We start from the raw sequence: 17,755 nt of genomic DNA on the forward strand, positions 1-17,755 counted from the left end.
CATGACCTATCGCAACCCGCCGACGACGCCGCGCAAATCCGCGACCTTCGACGACTACACGCTTTCCGAGATCCGTCGCGCCGCGGCGACCGGCATCTATGATATCAGGGGCGCCGGCGCCAAGCGCAAGCTGCCGCATTTCGACGATCTTCTGTTCCTCGGCGCCTCGATCTCGCGCTATCCGCTCGAAGGCTATCGCGAGCGCTGCGACACCAGCGTCGTGCTCGGTTCGCGCTATGCGAAGAAACCGATCGAATTGAAAATCCCGATCACCATTGCCGGCATGAGCTTTGGCTCACTGTCCGGGCCGGCCAAGGAGGCGCTTGGCCGCGGCGCGACGCTGTCCGGCACCTCGACCACCACCGGCGACGGCGGCATGACCGAGGAAGAGCGCGGCCATTCGAAGACGCTGGTCTACCAGTATCTGCCGTCGCGCTACGGCATGAATCCACGCGATCTGCGCCGCGCCGACGCTATCGAAGTGGTCGTCGGCCAGGGCGCCAAGCCAGGCGGCGGCGGCATGCTGCTTGGCCAGAAGATTTCCGACCGCGTTGCCGAAATGCGCACGCTGCCGAAGGGTATCGATCAGCGCTCGGCCTCGCGGCATCCCGACTGGACCGGGCCGGACGATCTCGAGATCAAGATCCTCGAACTGCGCGAAATCACCGACTGGGAAAAGCCGATCTACGTCAAAGTCGGCGGCGCGCGGCCCTATTACGACACCGCGCTTGCAGTCAAGTCGGGCGCCGATGTCGTCGTCGTCGACGGCATGCAGGGCGGCACCGCCGCAACCCAGGAAGTGTTCATCGAAAATGTCGGCCAGCCGACGCTCGCCTGCATCAGGCCGGCTGTGCAGGCGCTGCAGGATCTCGGCATGCACCGCAAGGTACAGTTGATCGTCTCCGGCGGCATCCGCAACGGCGCCGATGTCGCCAAGGCGCTGGCGCTGGGCGTCGACGCGGTGTCTATCGGCACGGCAGCGCTTGTCGCGCTCGGCGACAACGACCCGCGCTGGGAAGCGGAATACAACGAACTCGGCACCACCGCCGGCGCCTATGACGACTGGCATGAGGGTCGCGACCCGGCCGGCATCACCACGCAGGATCCCGAGCTAATGAAACGGGTCGATCCGATTGCGGCCGGACGACGGCTGGCGAACTATCTTAAGGTGATGACACTTGAGGCTCAGACAATCGCCCGCGCGTGCGGCAAGAACAGCCTGCACAATCTCGAGCCCGAGGATCTGGTCGCCTTGACGATCGAAGCCGCCGCCATGGCCGGCGTGCCGCTGGCCGGCACCAACTGGATACCGGGCAAGAACGGCTTCTAAGACAAACCAAAATGCCAGTAAGCGAGGAATTATAATGGGGAACGATCTCGCCGCCTTCGCCAAGGAGAAGGGCGTCAAATATTTCATGATATCCTACACCGACCTGTTCGGTGGACAGCGCGCCAAGCTGGTGCCGGCGCAGGCGATCGCCGACATGCAGCGGGACGGTGCCGGCTTTGCCGGTTTTGCCACCTGGCTCGATCTGACGCCGGCGCATCCCGACATGCTGGCCGTGCCGGATCCGGATTCGGTCATCCAGTTGCCGTGGAAGCCCGAAGTCGCCTGGGTCGCCGCCAACTGCATCATGAACGACAAATCGGTCGAGCAGGCGCCGCGCAACACGCTGAAGCGGCTGATCGCCGAGGCCGCCGGCGACGGCATGCACATCAAGACCGGCGTCGAGGCCGAGTTCTTCCTGATCTCGCCGGACGGCAAGACGATTTCGGACGAATACGACACGGCGTCGAAGCCCTGCTACGACCAGCAGGCGGTGATGCGCCGCTACGACGTGATCGCCGAGATCTGCGACCACATGCTGGCGCTCGGCTGGGGCGCCTACCAGAACGACCACGAGGACGCCAACGGCCAGTTCGAGATGAACTGGGCCTTCGACGATGCTCTGGCGACCGCCGACAAGCATTCCTTCTTCAAATTCATGGTGAAATCCGTTGCCGAAAAGCACGGCCTGCGCGCGACCTTCATGCCGAAGCCGTTCCAGGGCCTGACCGGCAATGGCTGCCATGCCCACATCTCGGTTTGGGACAGGGACGGCAAGACCAATGTCTTTGCCGATAATGCGATGGAACTCGGCCTGTCGGCCAAGGGCAGGAATTTCCTCGGCGGCATCATGAAACATGCTTCCGCGCTTGCCGCCATCACCAACCCGACGGTCAATTCCTACAAGCGCATCAACGCACCGCGCACCATCTCCGGCGCCACCTGGGCGCCGAACACCGTGACCTGGACCGGCAACAACCGCACCCACATGGTGCGCGTGCCCGGCCCCGGCCGCTTCGAGCTGCGCCTGCCCGACGGCGCGGCAAACCCCTATCTGCTGCAGGCCGTGATCATCGCCGCCGGGCTCGACGGCGTCCGCTCGAAGGCCGATCCCGGCCGGCGCTACGACATCGACATGTACCAGTTCGGCCATACGGTCGAAGGGGCGCCGAAGCTGCCGCTCAACCTGCTCGACGCATTGCGCGAGTTCGACAACGACAAATCGCTCAAGGCGGCGCTGGGTGAGGAATTCTCGTCGGCCTATCTAAAGCTCAAGCAACAGGAATGGAATTCCTATGCTTCCCACTTCACCCAGTGGGAGCGCGACCACACGCTCGACATCTGATCCGGAAGCACGCCCGGCGCGAAACAGGTTCATGAAATACTCGATCTTCTCCCTCGCCCGGGCGGCATTTTCCGGCCACAAGAACTGGCAGCGCACCTGGCGCGACGCCAGCCCGAAGAGCCACTACGACGTGGTGGTCATCGGCGGCGGCGGCCATGGAGTGGCGACGGCATGGTTCCTCGCCAGCGAGTACGGCATCAGGAATGTCGCGGTGCTGGAAAAAGGCTGGATCGGCTCCGGCAATGCCGGCCGCAACACCACCATCATCCGCTCCAATTACGGGCTGCCCGGCAATACCGGCTTCTACGAGCTGTCGATGAAGCTGTGGGAACGGATGGAGCAGGACCTCAACTACAACACCATGGTCAGCCAGCGCGGCGTCATCAATCTCTACCATTCCGACGCGCAGCGCGACGCCTACGCACGGCGCGGCAACACCATGCGCATCAACGGCATCGATGCCGAACTGCTCGATCTGACGGCGGTCAGGAAGATGATGCCGTTCCTGAACTTCGACAACGCACGTTTCCCGGTGCAGGGCGGCCTCTTGCAGCGACGCGGCGGCACGGCACGACACGATGCCGTGGTCTGGGGCTACGCGCATGCGGCGAGCGCGCTCGGCGTCGACATCATCCAGAATTGCGAAGTGACCGGCTTTATCCGCGACGGCAGCGGCAAGGTGACCGGCGTCGAGACGAGCCGCGGCAGGATCGGCGCGGCCAAGGTCGGCATGGCGGTCGCCGGCTCCTCGTCGCGCGTCGCGGCGATGGCCGGCATGCGGCTGCCGATCGAAAGCCATGTGCTGCAGGCCTTCGTCTCCGAGGCGATCAAGCCGCTGATCCCCAATGTCATGACGTTCGGCGCCGGGCATTTCTACGTCAGCCAGTCCGACAAGGGCGGCCTGGTCTTCGGCGGCGATATAGACGGCTACAATTCCTACGCCCAGCGCGGCAATCTGCCTGTCATGGAAGACGTCTGCGAAGGCGGCATGGCGCTGATGCCGATGATCGGCCGGATACGGCTTCTGCGTCAGTGGGGCGGCATCATGGACATGTCGATGGACGGCTCGCCGATCATCGACAAAACACCGGTCGACGGGCTCTATCTCAACGCCGGCTGGTGCTATGGCGGCTTCAAGGCGACGCCCGGCTCCGGCCTGGTCTTTGCCCATCTGCTGGCGCGCGACGAGCCGCACAAGGAGGCTACTCGCTTTCGTCTCGACCGCTTCCGGCGAGGTGCGATGATCGACGAAAAGGGCCAGGGCGCCCAACCGAACCTGCATTGAAGGCTGGCTGAAGAAGCATGCGCATTGTCTGTCCCTTCTGCGGCGAACGCGAACTCGGCGAGTTCACCTATCTGGGCGACGCCAGGCCGGTGCGTCCGGCGGCCGGCTCCTCCGAAGACGAGGTCTTCGACTATGTCTATCTGCGCGACAATGTCGCCGGGCCGATGAGCGAATACTGGTATCATGGCGGCGGCTGCCGGGCCTGGCTGAAGGTCGCCCGCAACACGCTGACGCACGAGATTTCGTCGGTCGAGCCGGCTGCGGGCGTTGGCGCCGCCAAGGTGGGCGCCTGATGGTTGGCCCTGCGCAGACACACCGGCTGGAGAGCGGCGGTCTCATCGATCGCGCCGCGCCGCTGAGCTTCCGCTTCGACGGCAAGAGCTTTGCCGGCTTCCAAGGCGACACGCTGGCCTCGGCGCTGATTGGCAATGGCGTCAAGTTGATCGGCCGATCGTTCAAATACCATCGCCCGCGCGGCATCCTGACCGCCGGGTCGGAGGAGCCCAACGCGCTGGTCGAACTGCGCAGCGGAGCGCGGCGCGAGCCGAACACCAAGGCGACCACGGCCGAACTTTACGACGGGCTCGAGGCCGCCAGCCAGAACCGCTGGCCGTCGCTGCGCCACGATCTGATGGCGGTCAACCAGCTGTTTGCGCCGATCTTCGTCGCCGGCTTCTACTACAAGACCTTCATGTGGCCGGCGAAATTCTGGGAAGCGGTCTACGAACCGGCGATCCGCCGAGCCGCCGGTCTCGGCCGCGCCGCCGGCGTCGCCGATCCCGACCATTACGACAAGGCGTGGGCGCATTGCGACGTGCTGATCGCCGGCTCTGGCCCGGCCGGGCTCGCGGCGGCATTGGCGGCCGGGCGCAGCGGCGCCCGTGTCATCCTGTGCGAGGAAGATTTTGCGTTCGGCGGCCGTCTGCTTGCCGACGGCGGCACCATCGACAGCCTGCCGGCGGCCGAATGGATTTCGCGCACGCTGGCCGAACTCGCAGCACTCCCCGATGTCCGCATCATGAACCGCACGACATTGTTCGGCGTCTATGATGGCGGCACCTATGGCGCGATCGAGCGGGTCAATGACCACCTGCCCTCCCCGCCAGAGCACCAGGTGCGCCAAAGGCTATGGCGGATCGTGGCTAGGCGCTGCGTCGTTGCCGCCGGCGCCATCGAGCGGCCGATCGTGTTTGCCGGCAACGACACGCCCGGCGTGATGGTGGCTTCGGCGATGCGGACCTATGTCGCGCGCTACGCGGCGGCGCCGGCAAAGAGGATCGCGCTGTTCACCAACAATACGGATGGCTGGCGCACGGTCGAGACCGCGCTCGCCGCCGGATTGCAGATCGCGGCGGTCGTCGATGCGCGCCCGGACGTCTCCGCCGCGCATCGCGCGCTCGCCGCCAAGGCCGGCTTTCCGGTGCTCAGCGGCTCGGTCAACGAGGTCGAAGGCGGCAAGGACGGCGTCCGGAAAATCGCGATCTCGCTGACCGGCGGCGCACGGGCGGAAGTCGAAGCCGACGGGCTTGCCGTCTCCGGCGGCTGGAATCCGGCGATCGGGCTGACCTCCTACCATCGCGGCCGGCCGAAATGGCAGGACGACATCGCAGCCTTCGTCCCGGACGGTGCGCCTCCGGGCATGATGGCCGCAGGCGCCGCCAACGGCGCCTTCGGGCTGGGCGACTGCCTGCGCCAGGGCTTTGCCGCAGGAGCGGCGGCAGCACAGAGTGCCGGGCGCAGCGGCAATGCCGGCACGCCGCCGGTCGCCGACGATGAGGCGTTTTCGCTGACGTCGCTCTGGCATGTCGCCGGCAAGGGCAAAGCCTTTGTCGACTACCAGCACGATGTCACGGCGTCCGACATCGAACTGGCGCAGCGCGAGGGTTTCGAATCGGTCGAGCATCTGAAGCGCTATACGACGCTCGGCATGGCCACCGACCAGGGCAAGACCTCGAACGTCGCCGGCCTCGCCATCATGGCTGGGTTGTCAGGCAAATCCATTCCCGAGACCGGCACGACGATCTACCGCCCGCCCTATGTGCCGGTCGCTATCGGCGCCTTCGCCGGCCATCATCGCGACGAGAACTTCCATGCGACGAGGCTGACGCCGTCGCATCACTGGGCAGCCGAACAGGGCGCGGTGTTCGTCGACACCGGCCTGTGGAAGCGCGCGCAATGGTATCCGCGCGCCGGCGAAAAGGACTGGCTGGAATCGGTGACGCGCGAGGTCAAGGCGGTGCGCTCCGGCGTCGGCTTCTGCGACGTCTCGACGCTCGGCAAGATCGACGTGCACGGCCCGGACGCCGGCGCTTTCCTCGACCGCGTCTACATCAACACCTTCTCCAGTCTTGCCGTGGGAAAAGCCCGCTACGGGCTGATGCTGCGCGAGGACGGCATCGTCTATGACGACGGCACCACCTCGCGGCTGGCCGAGGACCATTATTTCCTGACCACCACCACCGCCAAGGCCGGGCTGGTGATGCAGCATCTCGAATTCTGCCGGCAGGTGCTATTTCCTGAGCTCGACGTCCAGCTCACCTCCGTCTCTGACCAGTGGGCGCAATTCTCGATCGCTGGACCTAGGACCCGGGACCTGCTCCGGGAAATCGTCGATCCGGCCGAGGATCTGTCGAATGAAGGTTTTCCGTTCATGGGGGCGCGCGAGGTATCGCTTCGCGGCGGCACCAGGGCACGGCTGTTCCGCATCTCGTTCTCCGGTGAGATGGCGTTCGAGATTTCGGTTCCCGCCCGTTACGGCGACGCGCTGGTGCGCAATTTGATGCTGGCCGGGAAGCCATTCGGCGTTACGCCCTACGGCACCGAGGCGCTCGGCGTCATGCGCATCGAAAAGGGCCATGTCGCCGGGCCGGAGCTGAACGGCACGACGACGGCCGCCGACCTCGGCCTCGGCAAGATGATGTCGACCAAGAAGGATTTCATTGGCCGCGTCATGGCCGGGCGCGAGGCGCTGGTCGCGCCGGACCGGCAGGTCGTCGTCGGGATCAAGCCGGTCGACAAGACGCGCCGCCTGCGTTCCGGCGCGCATATTATCCCGAAGGGCGAGACGCCCGGTCCCGCCAACGACCAGGGCTACGTCACCTCGGTCTGCTTCTCGCCGGTGCTCGACCAGTGGATCGGGCTTGGCCTGGTCGAGCGCGGCCGCGAGCGCATCGGCGAGATCGTCCATGCGCATGACCCGCTGCGCGGCGAGGACTACGATGTCGAGCTGTGCAGCCCCGTCTTCTACGATCCGGATGGAGGGCGCCAGCGTGGTTGAGTTGTCCTGGATTGCCCGCAGTCCGCTGGAGAAAGCGCTCGTCGTCGGCGCCCATGGCGCGCGCGGCACCGAGGCCGGCGTTTGGCTGACGGAAATCCGCAATTTCGACCTGATCCAGGTGATGGCGCGGCGCGGCAAAACGGCGGAGCTGGCAAAAGCTGCCCAGGCCCGTTTCGACGTTGCCGCACCGGAAACGCCCAAGGCGGTCCAAGTTCCCGACGCTACGCTGATCTGGTCGGGACCGGATCAGTTCCTCGTCCTGTCGAAAGGCGCCAAGCACGCGATCGAACCGCTGAGCCAGGCGTTCTCGCAATCCGCCTCGCTGTCGGACCAGTCGCATGCCCGCGTCCTGATCAGCGTTTCGGGAGAAAAGGCGCGCGCGATGTTGGCCAAACTGTCGTCGTTAGACCTGCACCCGGCGGCGTTCCCGGCCGGCACCGCTGCCGCGACATCGATCGACCATACCAGCGTCAATCTGTGGCGCGGCCATGACCGGCCGGATAGGCAGGCGGTGTTCAATCTCCTGGTGTTCGCGACGTTTGCCGAAAGCCTGTGGCAGACGATGCTCGATGCCGCCGCGGAGTATGGCGTCGACATCGGGCATTCCGAGGAATTGGCATAGCCTTGGCGCGTCTTCCCTTCTCCCCTTGTGGGGTCCGAAGGACGGGACGAGACCCGTGGCTCGCCCCAGGGCGGTGGATCGGCGCGCAGCGCCGAGACGGATGAGGGGTGTTCCAGCGGAGTGAGAGGCTGGCGTTCCCTGGAACACCCCTCATCCGTCGCCTTCGGCGACACCTTCTCCCCCAAGGGGAGAAGGGGGAGCTTGTGCCACCTTCACCTTGCCAACTCCGGCTCTTCTGCCCTATTCTTCCCGCTAAAATAATTTCACGCACAGGCAAACTTGTTTCTCGAAACCAGGGTTGAGATGAGCCAGTCGCCCTACCCCGTAATCGCCGCCGGACCGCCCCGGCCGAGTCTGATCCTGCGGCCAGGCCAGATCGCGCTGCCGGCCGGGATGGAGCGCTATTCGGTTCAGGGCAATGGCGCGGTGCTGATCGAGGTCGAGGCCGGCGACAGCATCACTGTGCGCAATGTCGAGGGCGGGCAGGCCTGCGAGCTGCTGGTATGGGACAGCACCGGCGTAACCGATCCCGGTATTCTCGGCGAAAAATCGAACAGCAATGCCGCCGGCATTAAGGCGCTGCTGGCCGATAGCGACGATAGCCTCGCTTCCTTACGCCGAGGCCTCGAACGTCGCCAGGTACAGCTAGATCAGGCAAAGGCGGTCCGCGTCTTCGGCGGCTCCACCCCTGCCGGCACCGAACAGAGCTTTGCGATCGCCCGCGACGGCTCGATGCTCGTCGCTGCCCCCGGCGGTCCGATGCTGGTCGACGGCCACGATACCGCAACGCCGCTCAGCGTCATCCTGCGCCGCGCCACGATCCGTCCAGCTGCGAAGTCGCGGCTTGCCGACCCGCTGGCCGATCCGGTGCTCGATCTGCGCGTCCATTCGGCGACGGCGGAAGCCTATTTCGTCAAAGCCGGCGACTATCTGCAGATCATCGATGTCGACGGGCGCCAATGCACCGACTTCCAGTGCTTTTCGGCGCGCAAGCTGGACAAGGGCCGCGATCATCCGCTCGACGTGACGACGACGCGCACGCTGATGGGTTCGAGCTATCCGATGCCCGGGCTGCACTCGAAATATTATGACCAGGACATGGAGCCGCTGGTCGAGGTTATCCAGGACACTTGCGGCCGGCACGATGCATTCGCGCTCGCCTGCGCGGCCAAATATTACGACGACATCGGCTATCCCGGCCATCCCAACTGCTCGGAGAATTTCAACCGCGCGCTGGCCGACAAGGGTGTGACGCCCCGCGCCGGCTGGATGGCGATCAACTTCTTCTTCAACACGGCCATCGACGCGCATGGCGTCGTCGTTTCCGATGAGCCGTGGTCGCGGCCGGGCGACTATGTGCTGCTGCGGGCGCTCACGGATATCGTCTGCGTCTCGTCCGCCTGCCCCGACGATACGACGCCGGCCAATGGCTGGAACCTGACTGACATCCATGTGCGGACCTATGCCGGCCAGCACAAATTCTCGCGAGCGATCGCCAGACGCATGACGCCCGATTCGGAACCGAAAATGACCCGCGAGACCGCCTTTCATTCGAGCTTTGCCAAGCACACCCGCAACTTCGTCGAGTACAAGGGTTATTGGCTGGCCAATTCCTTCGCCAGGCAAGGCCCGATCGACGAATACTGGGCCTGCCGGCAGGATGCAGTGATCATGGACCTGTCGCCGCTGCGCAAGTTCGAGATCACCGGCCCGGATTCGGAAGCGCTGCTGCAATATACGCTGACCCGCGACATCAGGAAGCTCGGCGTCGGCCAGGTCGTCTATTCCGCCATGTGCTACGAGCATGGCGGCATGATCGACGACGGCACGCTGCTTCGGCTCGGCAAGGATAATTTCCGCTGGGTTGGCGGCGACGATCTATCCGGCGAATGGCTGCGCGAAATGGCGACGAAACTCGGCCTTACCGTGCTGGTGCGTTCATCGACCGACCAGATGCACAATGTCGCCGTGCAGGGACCGAAAAGCCGCGACATTCTCAGGCAGATCATCTGGACCTCGCCGCTGCAGCCGTCGATCGACGAGCTCGAGTGGTTCCGCTTTGCCGTCGCCCGCATCGGCGGCGGCAACGGCATTCCCGTCGTTGTCTCGCGCACCGGCTACACCGGCGAGCTCGGCTACGAGATCTGGTGCCATCCGCGCGACGCGGAAAAGGTGTTCGACGCCATCTGGGAGGCTGGCCAGCCGCACGGCCTGAAGCCGATGGGACTGCAGGCGCTCGACATGGTGCGCATCGAGGCCGGGCTGATCTTTGCCGGCTACGAGTTCTCCGACCAGACCGATCCGTTCGAGGCCGGCATCGGCTTCACCGTGCCGCTGAAGACCAAGAGCGACGATTTCATCGGCCGCGAGGCGCTGATCCGACGCAAGGAAAATCCGCAGAAGAAGCTGGTCGGCCTCGACATCGACGCCAATGTCGCGGTCGGCCACGGCGATTGCGTGCATGTCGGTCGCGCCCAGATCGGCGTCGTCACCTCCGGCATGCGCTCGCCAGTGCTGAACAAGACCATCGCGCTGGCCAGGCTCGACGTCACCCATTCGGCGATCGGCACCGAGGTCGAGATCGGCAAGCTCGACGGCCACAGCAAGCGGCTGCCGGCGCGCGTCGTCGCCATTGCCCACTACGATCCGCAGAAGACCAGGCCGCGCTCCTGATCGACGCTGCCCGGTTCTTCCCTTCTCCCCTTGTGGGAGAAGGTGGATCGGCGCGCAGCGCCGAGACGGTTGAGGCGCGCTGGACGAAGTGCGGTTTTGCCAAGCTGGAACACCCCTCATCCGACCGAGCTACGCTCGGCCACCTTCTCCCACAAGGGGAGAAGGAAAGACCGCACCCGTCGGCAGCGCCAACGAAGCTCGACTGTTTCACAAGCGCAATGTGCACAGCGTCACAAACCGCTTGACCTGAAAGCGCGTTGGGTCAATCTTCACTGCTAAGAATAAAATACTACTGAGCGGAAACGCTTGGGCCGTTCAACGTGAGCGTCGATGACGCCTCGCGAGATTGCGGCTGTTGCCGATGGGGAACATCAAAAATGGGGAATTCGCGTAAATGAGCACGATAGTCACCACCCTGGTGCCGCCTGCCAAAGGGCAGCTGCACCGAAACATCGATTGGCGCGGCGCCTTTTGGGTGGCAAGCGGCGTTCCGGCCCTTGTCCTGTTTTCGATCGGCGGCATTGCCGGCACCACCGGAACGCTGGCCTTCATGATCTGGACCGCATCCATGATCATGGGCTTCCTGCAATCCTTCACCTATGCGGAAATCGCCGGCCTGTTCCCGAACAAGTCCGGCGGCGCCTCGATCTATGGCGCCACCGCGTGGCTGCGCTATTCGAAATTCATCGCGCCGCTTTCGGTGTGGTGCAACTGGTTCGCCTGGTCGCCGGTGCTGTCGCTCGGCTGCTCGATCGCCGCCGCCTACATCCTCAACGCGCTGGCGCCGGTGCCGCTGTTCACCGACGCTTCGCCGGAGGTCGCCGCCTATATCGCGGCCCATGCCGGAACCAGCGCCGCCGACGCCATCACCGCGGTCACTGCGGCGGCGACGCCGGCGATCCGCAACTGGACGCTCTACGGTCACACGCTGGGCCCGGTTTCCTTCACCTTCAACGCAACCTTCTTCATCGGCGCTGTGCTGATGCTGATCATCTTTTCGATCCAGCATCGCGGCATCCTGGGCACCGCCAATGTGCAGAAATATATCGGCCTGCTGGTCATCATCCCGATGCTGATCGTCGGCGTGGTGCCGATCGTTACCGGCCAGATCAACTGGGCAAACTTTTCGCCGCTGGTGCCGCTCGCGGCAGCCTACGCGCCGGAGCCCGGTGCGTGGAACATCGCCGGCTGGACGCTGGTGCTCGGCGGCATGTTCATCGCGGCCTGGTCAACTTACGGTTTCGAGACCGCCGTCTGTTACACCTCCGAGTTCAAGAACCCCGGCACAGATACCTTCAAGGCGATCTTTTATTCCGGCCTGTTGTGCATGCTGCTGTTCATCCTGGTGCCATTCACCTTTCAGGGCGTGCTCGGCTTGAACGGCATGCTGGCGACGCCGATCGTCGACGGCTCCGGCGTTGCCGACGCGCTGGCCGGCATGGTCGGCGGCGGACAGTTGATCCACAGCCTGCTGGTGATGCTGATGATCCTGGCGCTGGTGCTCTGCATCATGACGGCGATGGCCGGCTCCTCGCGCACGCTCTACCAGGGTTCGGTCGATGGCTGGCTGCCGCGCTACCTCAGCCATGTCAACGAGCACGGCGCGCCGACGCGGGCGATGTGGACGGACCTGATCTTCAACCTGATCGTGCTGGCCATCGCCTCGGCCGACGCGACGAGCTTCTTCTTCATCCTGGCGGTGTCGAATTGCGGCTACATCATCTTCAATTTCCTCAACCTCAACGCCGGCTGGATCCACCGCATCGACAATGGCCACATCGCGCGGCCTTGGAAGGCGCCGAGCTGGCTGCTCGGCCTCGGCGCGATCTTTGCCTATGTCAACGCGGTCTTCATGGGCGCCGGAGCCAAGGTCTGGAACCCGATGGCATTGTGGGCCGGGCTGATCACGGCCGCCTTGATCATCCCGGTGTTCTGCTTCCGGCACTACATCCAGGACAAAGGCAAGTTCCCCGACCACATGCTGGCCGATCTCGGCATGAACTCGTCCGACCTCGCAGTGCGAAAGGCGGGCATGCTGCCCTACCTGACGCTGATCGCCGGCGTCGCGGTGATGCTGCTCGCCAACTGGCTGTTCGTCATCTGAGGCTTGCCTTGAGAGCAATTCCAGGAAAAGGTGTGAACGGTTTTCCGGCCGGAATTGCCTCAAAACAAAAAATAGAGCGGTTCGGCGTTTCCGTGAAACGATGAACCGTTCTACGGATTGGGCGCGCGATGCGCGCTCGATCGCTTGCATTTTGTTCTTGCTTTGTGCCGGCAGCTATGCTACTAATCCCGTCATGGTGCTGATTCGCCCCGAGACCCGGTTTTTCGTTTCTGGGCCTATTCTGGCTCAATCGATCTTGATGAACACGCCCTTGGTGTTGAGATATTCGTCAAGGTGTTCGGCGCCGCCCTCGCGGCCGTAGCCGCTCATCTTGTAGCCGCCGAAGGGCACGGCCGGATCGATGGCGTGATAGGTGTTGACCCAGACCGAGCCGGCGCGGATCTTTTGCGACAGCCGGTGGGCGGTGGCGAGATTTTGGGTGAAGACCCCTGCAGCCAGGCCGTAAGGCGTGTTGTTGGCCCGCTCGACCGCCTCGTCCAGCGTATCGAACGGCAAGGCTGAAATCACCGGCCCGAAGATCTCCTCGCGCGCGATCTTCATATCGTCCGAGACGCCGGCAAAGACAGTCGGCGCGACGAAATTGCCGGCGGCAAGCGCGCCTTCCACAAGCCGGGTGCCTCCGGTGACGAGTTTCGCCCCTTCTGCAGTACCGGCCTCGAGGTAACCGGTGACCCGTTGCAACTGCTTTTCGGAGACGAGCGGGCCGATCTCGGTCGCCGGGTCGATGCCGTCGCCGACCCTGAGACCCTTGGCGTATGCCGCGAGACGCTCGATGAACTCGTCATGGACCGCGCGTTCGACGAAAAGGCGCGAACCGGCGATGCAGATCTGGCCGGAATTGGCGAACACCGACATCGCGGCCACCGGCACCGCTTTGTCGAGATCGGCATCGGCGCAGACGATGACCGGCGACTTGCCGCCAAGCTCCAGCGAGACGCGCTTGAGGTTGCCGGCCGAGGCGCGCACGATCGACTGGCCGGTCGCCGTCGAGCCGGTGAAGACGATTTTGTCGACGCCCATGTGCTCGGCGAGTGCGGCGCCCGCCTCGGTGCCGGTGCCGGTGACGATGTTGACGACGCCTTCCGGGACGCCGGCCTCGTTCATGATGTCGGCGATCAGCAGTGGCGTCAGCGGCGCCTCTTCCGATGGTTTCAGCACGATGGTACAGCCGGTCGCCAGCGCCGGGCCGATTTTCCAGATCGACGCGGCGGTCGGCGCGTTCCAGGGAATGATGGCGCCGACGACGCCGACCGCCTCCTTGCGGGTGAAGGAGACGATTTCGCCGGGCAGCGAGTTCTCGATCGTCTCGCCGTGCAGCGCCGTCGCCATGCCGGCATAATAGCGCAGCATGCCGATGACGCGGTTGCGATTGGCGCGGGTGCGCACGATCGGCATACCCATGTCGGTGGTGTCGGAGAGGCTGATCTCTTCCCAGTTCTTTTCGAAGAGATCGGCGATCCTCAGCAGCAGTACCTGCCGCTCGTAAGGTCTGAGCCGGCTCCACGGTCCCTCGAACGCCTTGCGGGCGGCAGTCACCGCCAAGTCGATGTCGAGGCGGTCTCCGCGCGGCACCGTGGCGATGACCGCGCCGGTGGCAGGATTGCGGGTCTCCATGGTCCGGCCGGAGCGGGCATCGACCCAGCCACCGCCGATGAACATCTGGCGATGGCGTCCGTCGATCGGCAGCCGCAGCGGTGCCTGAGCTATGGTCATGACGGTCCTCCTCCGGCACCTACGCCTGGTGGGCGGATTAAACCGCCGGAGGTCACATTTGCCAACAGCTCTATTCGGCCGCCAGGGCCAGTTGCGGCCTTTCGTTCTTTTCTTCCGTCTCGGCCGGCTGCTCCACCACCTTCTTGGGCTCCCGGCCGAAGAACAGCGCGTAGGCTGCCGGCAGGACAAGGATGGTCAGCACCGTGGCGACCAGGATGCCGCCCATCATGGCATAGGCGAGCGGCCCCCAGAAGACGCCACGCGAGATCGGGATCAGCGCCAGCACCGCCGTCAGCGCCGTCAGCACGATCGGCCGGAACCGGCGAACGGCCGAGCCGATGATGGCCTCGGAGCGCTCCACGCCGGCGGCGATGTCCTGGTCGATCTGATCGACCAGGATGATCGAGTTTCGCATGATGATGCCGAGCAGGGCGATAACACCGAGGATGGCGACGAAGCCGAACGGCGCACCGCTGATCAAAAGTGCCGCCGCCGCACCGATGATGCCGAGCGGACCGGTCGCCAGCACCAGCATCGCCTTCCCGAAATGCTGCAGCTGGATCATCAGCAGCACGACGATGACCGCCAGCATGACTGGAGCTTTCGCCGCAATCGAGGCCTGGCTTTCGGCCGCATCCTCGGCGCCGCCCTGGATCTCGATCTTGTAGCCGGGTGCGAGGCCGGCGCGCAGGCCCGACATCTCGCCATACATTTTCATGGCGACATCGTTCGGCTGCACGCCATCCGGCAGCGTGGCGCGTACGCTGATGGTCGGCAAGCGGTCGCGCCGCCATTCGACGCCTTGCTCCAGCACCGGGACAATCTTGGCGACCTGCGACAGCGGCACGGAGCCACCGAAATCCGTCGGGATATAGACGGAATCGACCGCCGACAGCAGGTGACGGCTTGCCTCCGGTTCGCGGGCGACGATCGAAACCGTCTCCTCGCCGTCGCGGAAGTCATCGAGCGGCGCTCCCGACATGGTCGCCTGCAGCATCTGGCGGATGCGCTGCGAGGTGACGCCGAGCGCACGGGCGCGATCCTGGTCGATCACCAGCTTCATCGCCGGCACCGGCTCCAGCCAGTCGTCGTGGATGGCGCCGAGCAGCGGATTTGCCTGGAACTTCGCCTTCACCTCGTGGGCGATGCGGCGCACCTCCTGGCGATCCGGACCCATGACGCGCATCTGCACCGGCCAGCCGGTCGGCGGACCAAGGAACAGGCGGTCGACCTTGGCGCGGATCGACGGGAAATCCTCGGCCAGGATGGTGCGCAGCTTGACAATCAGCCGCTCGCGGGCCGGTTCGTCATTGGCCATCACCAGAAGCTGGGCGAAATTCGGATTGCGAAGCTGCTGGTCGAGCGGCAGGAAGAAACGCGGCGCGCCTTCGCCGATATAGGTGGCGATGAAGCGCTTGTCCTTGTCGTCCATCATCCTGGCTTCGAGCGCCTTGGCCTGTGTCTCGACTTCCTTGATGCTGGTGCCTTCCGGCAGCCAGAGGTCGACAAGGATTTCCGGGCGCGACGATTGCGGGAAGAAATTCTGCGGGATGAACTGGAACGCCCACAGGCTGGTGGCAAAGGTCATCATCGTCATCACCAGCACGATGATGCGATGGCGCACGGCCCAGGTCACGGTCGAGCGAAGGCGACGGTAGAAGCCCGTGTCGAAGACATCGTGATGGCTGCCGGCGTGCTTGCGCTGCTTCAGGATCATGTGGCCGAGCCATGGCGTGAAATAGACCGCCGCGAACCAGGACACGACCAGCGCGATACCGACGACGTAGAACAGGGTGCGCACATATTCGCCGGCCGTCGAGGCGGCGAAACCGACGGGGATGAAGCCGGCCGTGGTGATCAGCGTGCCGGTCAGCATCGGGAAGGCGGTCGAGGAATAGGCGAAGCTCGCCGCCTCGACCTTGACCAAGCCTTCCTCGAGCTTTCGCTCCATCATTTCGACGACGATCATCGCGTCGTCGACCAAGAGGCCAAGGGCGATGATCAGCGCGCCGAGCGAGATGCGCTGCAGGTCGATGCCGAGCTCGTACATGATGGCGAAGGTGGCGGCCAGGACCAGCGGAATGACGATCGCGATCACCAGACCCGAACGCCAGCCGATCGACAGGAACGAGACGACAAGCACGATCAGCAGCGCTTCACCGAGCGCTTCCATGAACTCGGCCACCGCATCCTTGACGACTTCCGGCTGGTCGGAGACCTGGTCCACCGACACGCCATAGGGCAGCGCCTCCTCGAAGCGCTTGTAGGTCGCTTCGACGTCCTTGCCGACGTCGGTGACGTTGAAGCCCTTGGCCATGACGACGCCGAGCTGGACGCTGTCATGGCCGTTGAAGCGGTATTTGCGCTGATAAGGGTCCTCGAGGCCGGAGGTCACGGTGGCGATGTCGCCGAGGCGCGTCACCTGGTTGCCGGCCCGCAGCCGAAGCTCGCGAATGTCGGCCGCCCTGGCCACGTCGCCTTCGACCGAGATGCGCACCGAACGCTGGCCGGTGTCGACCGAACCTGCCGGGTCGACATTGTTCTGGCCCCTGATCGCATTCTGCAGGTCGGTCAGCGTCAGGCCGCGTTCGGCAAGCACCTTGGATGAAACGTCGATGTAGAGCTTTTCCGGCTGGTCGCCGATGATCACGGCTTTCTCGACGCCGGGCGTCGTCAGCAGCATGTCGCGTGCCTGGATGGCGAATTTCTTCAGCTCGGGATAGCCGTAGCCATCGCCGCTGATCGAATGCAGGGTGATGAATGTGTCGCCGAATTCGTCGTTGAAGTAGGGCCCGAGCAAGCCCTGCGGCAGTTCATTCGAGATATCGCCGACCTTCTTGCGCACCTGATAGAACGCATCCGCGACCTGCGCGGGACTGGTGTCGCCCTTGACCTGCAAGGTGATGATGGCGCTGCCGGCGCGGGTGTAGGAGCGGACGAAATCGAGATGCGGCGTTTCCTGCAGCTTGCGCTCGATCTTGTTGACGACCTGGTCCTCCATCTCCTTGATCGAGGAGCCCGGCCAGATCGCCTGGACGACCATGACGCGGAAGGTGAAATCGGGATCTTCCTTCTGGCCCATGCGCATCAGGCCGAGCGCACCGGCGACGATGATAAGCCCGAACAGGAAGCGGGCAATGCTCGGATGGCCGATTGCCCAGCGCGAAAGATTGAAAGACCGCTTTTCAGTGGTGTCGGTGGTCATCGGCGTCAGTCCGTTTCAATTTGATCAACAGAGCACGCGCTTTCGCATGCCCAAGGAACTTCCGATGTGGGCTTCCGAGCGGCGAGGCTTTCCGAGTTGAGAGATCTACATCGCGGTGGGACACGAGGATCGATGTGGGGGTTACATCGACCTGAGATCTCGAAAATCGGGGGCGCCTGCCGC

Annotated in this window: 10 protein-coding genes; 8 read left to right on the forward strand and 2 right to left on the reverse strand. The window is 64.5% G+C overall.

Translation table 11 applies throughout. From position 1 onward, the window contains the following. The first annotated feature begins 1 nt into the window (after position 1). The 8 genes from NKH43_RS00285 to NKH43_RS00320 all read left to right on the forward strand — a co-directional run bounded on the left by NKH43_RS00285 (position 2) and on the right by NKH43_RS00320 (position 12,633). A complete protein-coding gene (locus NKH43_RS00285; protein WP_023673984.1) occupies positions 2-1,330 on the forward strand; it encodes an FMN-binding glutamate synthase family protein in 1,329 nt (442 codons plus the stop codon). Positions 1,331-1,364: 34 nt separating this feature from the next. Further along, positions 1,365-2,672: a type III glutamate--ammonia ligase gene (glnT, locus tag NKH43_RS00290; RefSeq protein ID WP_352856019.1), complete on the forward strand. Its 1,308-nt coding sequence runs from the start codon at positions 1,365-1,367 to the stop codon at positions 2,670-2,672. 31 nt (positions 2,673-2,703) lie between these two features. Further along, entirely contained in the window at positions 2,704-3,957 is a 1,254-nt protein-coding gene (locus tag NKH43_RS00295; RefSeq protein WP_352856021.1) for a sarcosine oxidase subunit beta family protein, read from the forward strand. A 17-nt stretch (positions 3,958-3,974) separates the two neighbouring features. Then, entirely contained in the window at positions 3,975-4,250 is a 276-nt protein-coding gene (locus NKH43_RS00300) for a sarcosine oxidase subunit delta (RefSeq protein WP_023716760.1), read from the forward strand. Next, positions 4,250-7,234, forward strand: a complete 2,985-nt coding sequence (locus tag NKH43_RS00305) for a sarcosine oxidase subunit alpha (protein ID WP_352856024.1) — start codon at positions 4,250-4,252, stop codon at positions 7,232-7,234. The genes NKH43_RS00300 and NKH43_RS00305 overlap by 1 nt, the downstream gene beginning before the upstream one ends. Further along, positions 7,227-7,856 (forward strand): sarcosine oxidase subunit gamma, encoded by a 630-nt coding sequence (locus NKH43_RS00310; RefSeq protein WP_352856026.1) that lies wholly within the window; start codon positions 7,227-7,229, stop codon positions 7,854-7,856. The genes NKH43_RS00305 and NKH43_RS00310 overlap by 8 nt, the downstream gene beginning before the upstream one ends. A gap of 303 nt (positions 7,857-8,159) precedes the next feature. Beyond that, entirely contained in the window at positions 8,160-10,529 is a 2,370-nt protein-coding gene (locus NKH43_RS00315) for a trimethylamine N-oxide demethylase (RefSeq protein WP_352856029.1), read from the forward strand. Between the two features lie 394 nt (positions 10,530-10,923). Further along, positions 10,924-12,633, forward strand: coding sequence for a trimethylamine N-oxide permease (locus tag NKH43_RS00320; protein ID WP_352856031.1), 1,710 nt, complete (start codon positions 10,924-10,926; stop codon positions 12,631-12,633). A 246-nt stretch (positions 12,634-12,879) separates the two neighbouring features. On the opposite strand, the gene NKH43_RS00325 is transcribed toward NKH43_RS00320, so the two are convergent. After that, positions 12,880-14,367 (reverse strand): aldehyde dehydrogenase family protein, encoded by a 1,488-nt coding sequence (locus NKH43_RS00325; protein WP_352856034.1) that lies wholly within the window; start codon positions 14,365-14,367, stop codon positions 12,880-12,882. A gap of 70 nt (positions 14,368-14,437) precedes the next feature. Further along, complete coding sequence (locus tag NKH43_RS00330) at positions 14,438-17,572, reverse strand: efflux RND transporter permease subunit (RefSeq protein WP_352856037.1); 3,135 nt, start codon at positions 17,570-17,572, stop codon at positions 14,438-14,440. Between the last annotated feature and the right edge of the window lie 183 nt (positions 17,573-17,755).

The sequence above is a fragment of the Mesorhizobium sp. M1163 genome (assembly GCF_040318415.1).
GTDB lineage: Bacteria > Pseudomonadota > Alphaproteobacteria > Rhizobiales > Rhizobiaceae > Mesorhizobium.

Excerpts from the sequence above, each read along its gene's own strand:
- NKH43_RS00325 (WP_352856034.1), bottom strand. The coding sequence starts at position 14,367 with ATGACCATAGCTCAGGCACCGCTGCGGCTGCCGATCGACGGACGCCAT.
- NKH43_RS00295 (WP_352856021.1), top strand. The coding sequence starts at position 2,704 with ATGAAATACTCGATCTTCTCCCTCGCCCGGGCGGCATTTTCCGGCCAC.
- NKH43_RS00285 (WP_023673984.1), top strand. The coding sequence starts at position 2 with ATGACCTATCGCAACCCGCCGACGACGCCGCGCAAATCCGCGACCTTC.
- NKH43_RS00330 (WP_352856037.1), bottom strand. The coding sequence starts at position 17,572 with ATGACCACCGACACCACTGAAAAGCGGTCTTTCAATCTTTCGCGCTGG.
- NKH43_RS00300 (WP_023716760.1), top strand. The coding sequence starts at position 3,975 with ATGCGCATTGTCTGTCCCTTCTGCGGCGAACGCGAACTCGGCGAGTTC.
- NKH43_RS00320 (WP_352856031.1), top strand. The coding sequence starts at position 10,924 with ATGAGCACGATAGTCACCACCCTGGTGCCGCCTGCCAAAGGGCAGCTG.
- NKH43_RS00305 (WP_352856024.1), top strand. The coding sequence starts at position 4,250 with ATGGTTGGCCCTGCGCAGACACACCGGCTGGAGAGCGGCGGTCTCATC.
- glnT (WP_352856019.1), top strand. The coding sequence starts at position 1,365 with ATGGGGAACGATCTCGCCGCCTTCGCCAAGGAGAAGGGCGTCAAATAT.
- NKH43_RS00315 (WP_352856029.1), top strand. The coding sequence starts at position 8,160 with ATGAGCCAGTCGCCCTACCCCGTAATCGCCGCCGGACCGCCCCGGCCG.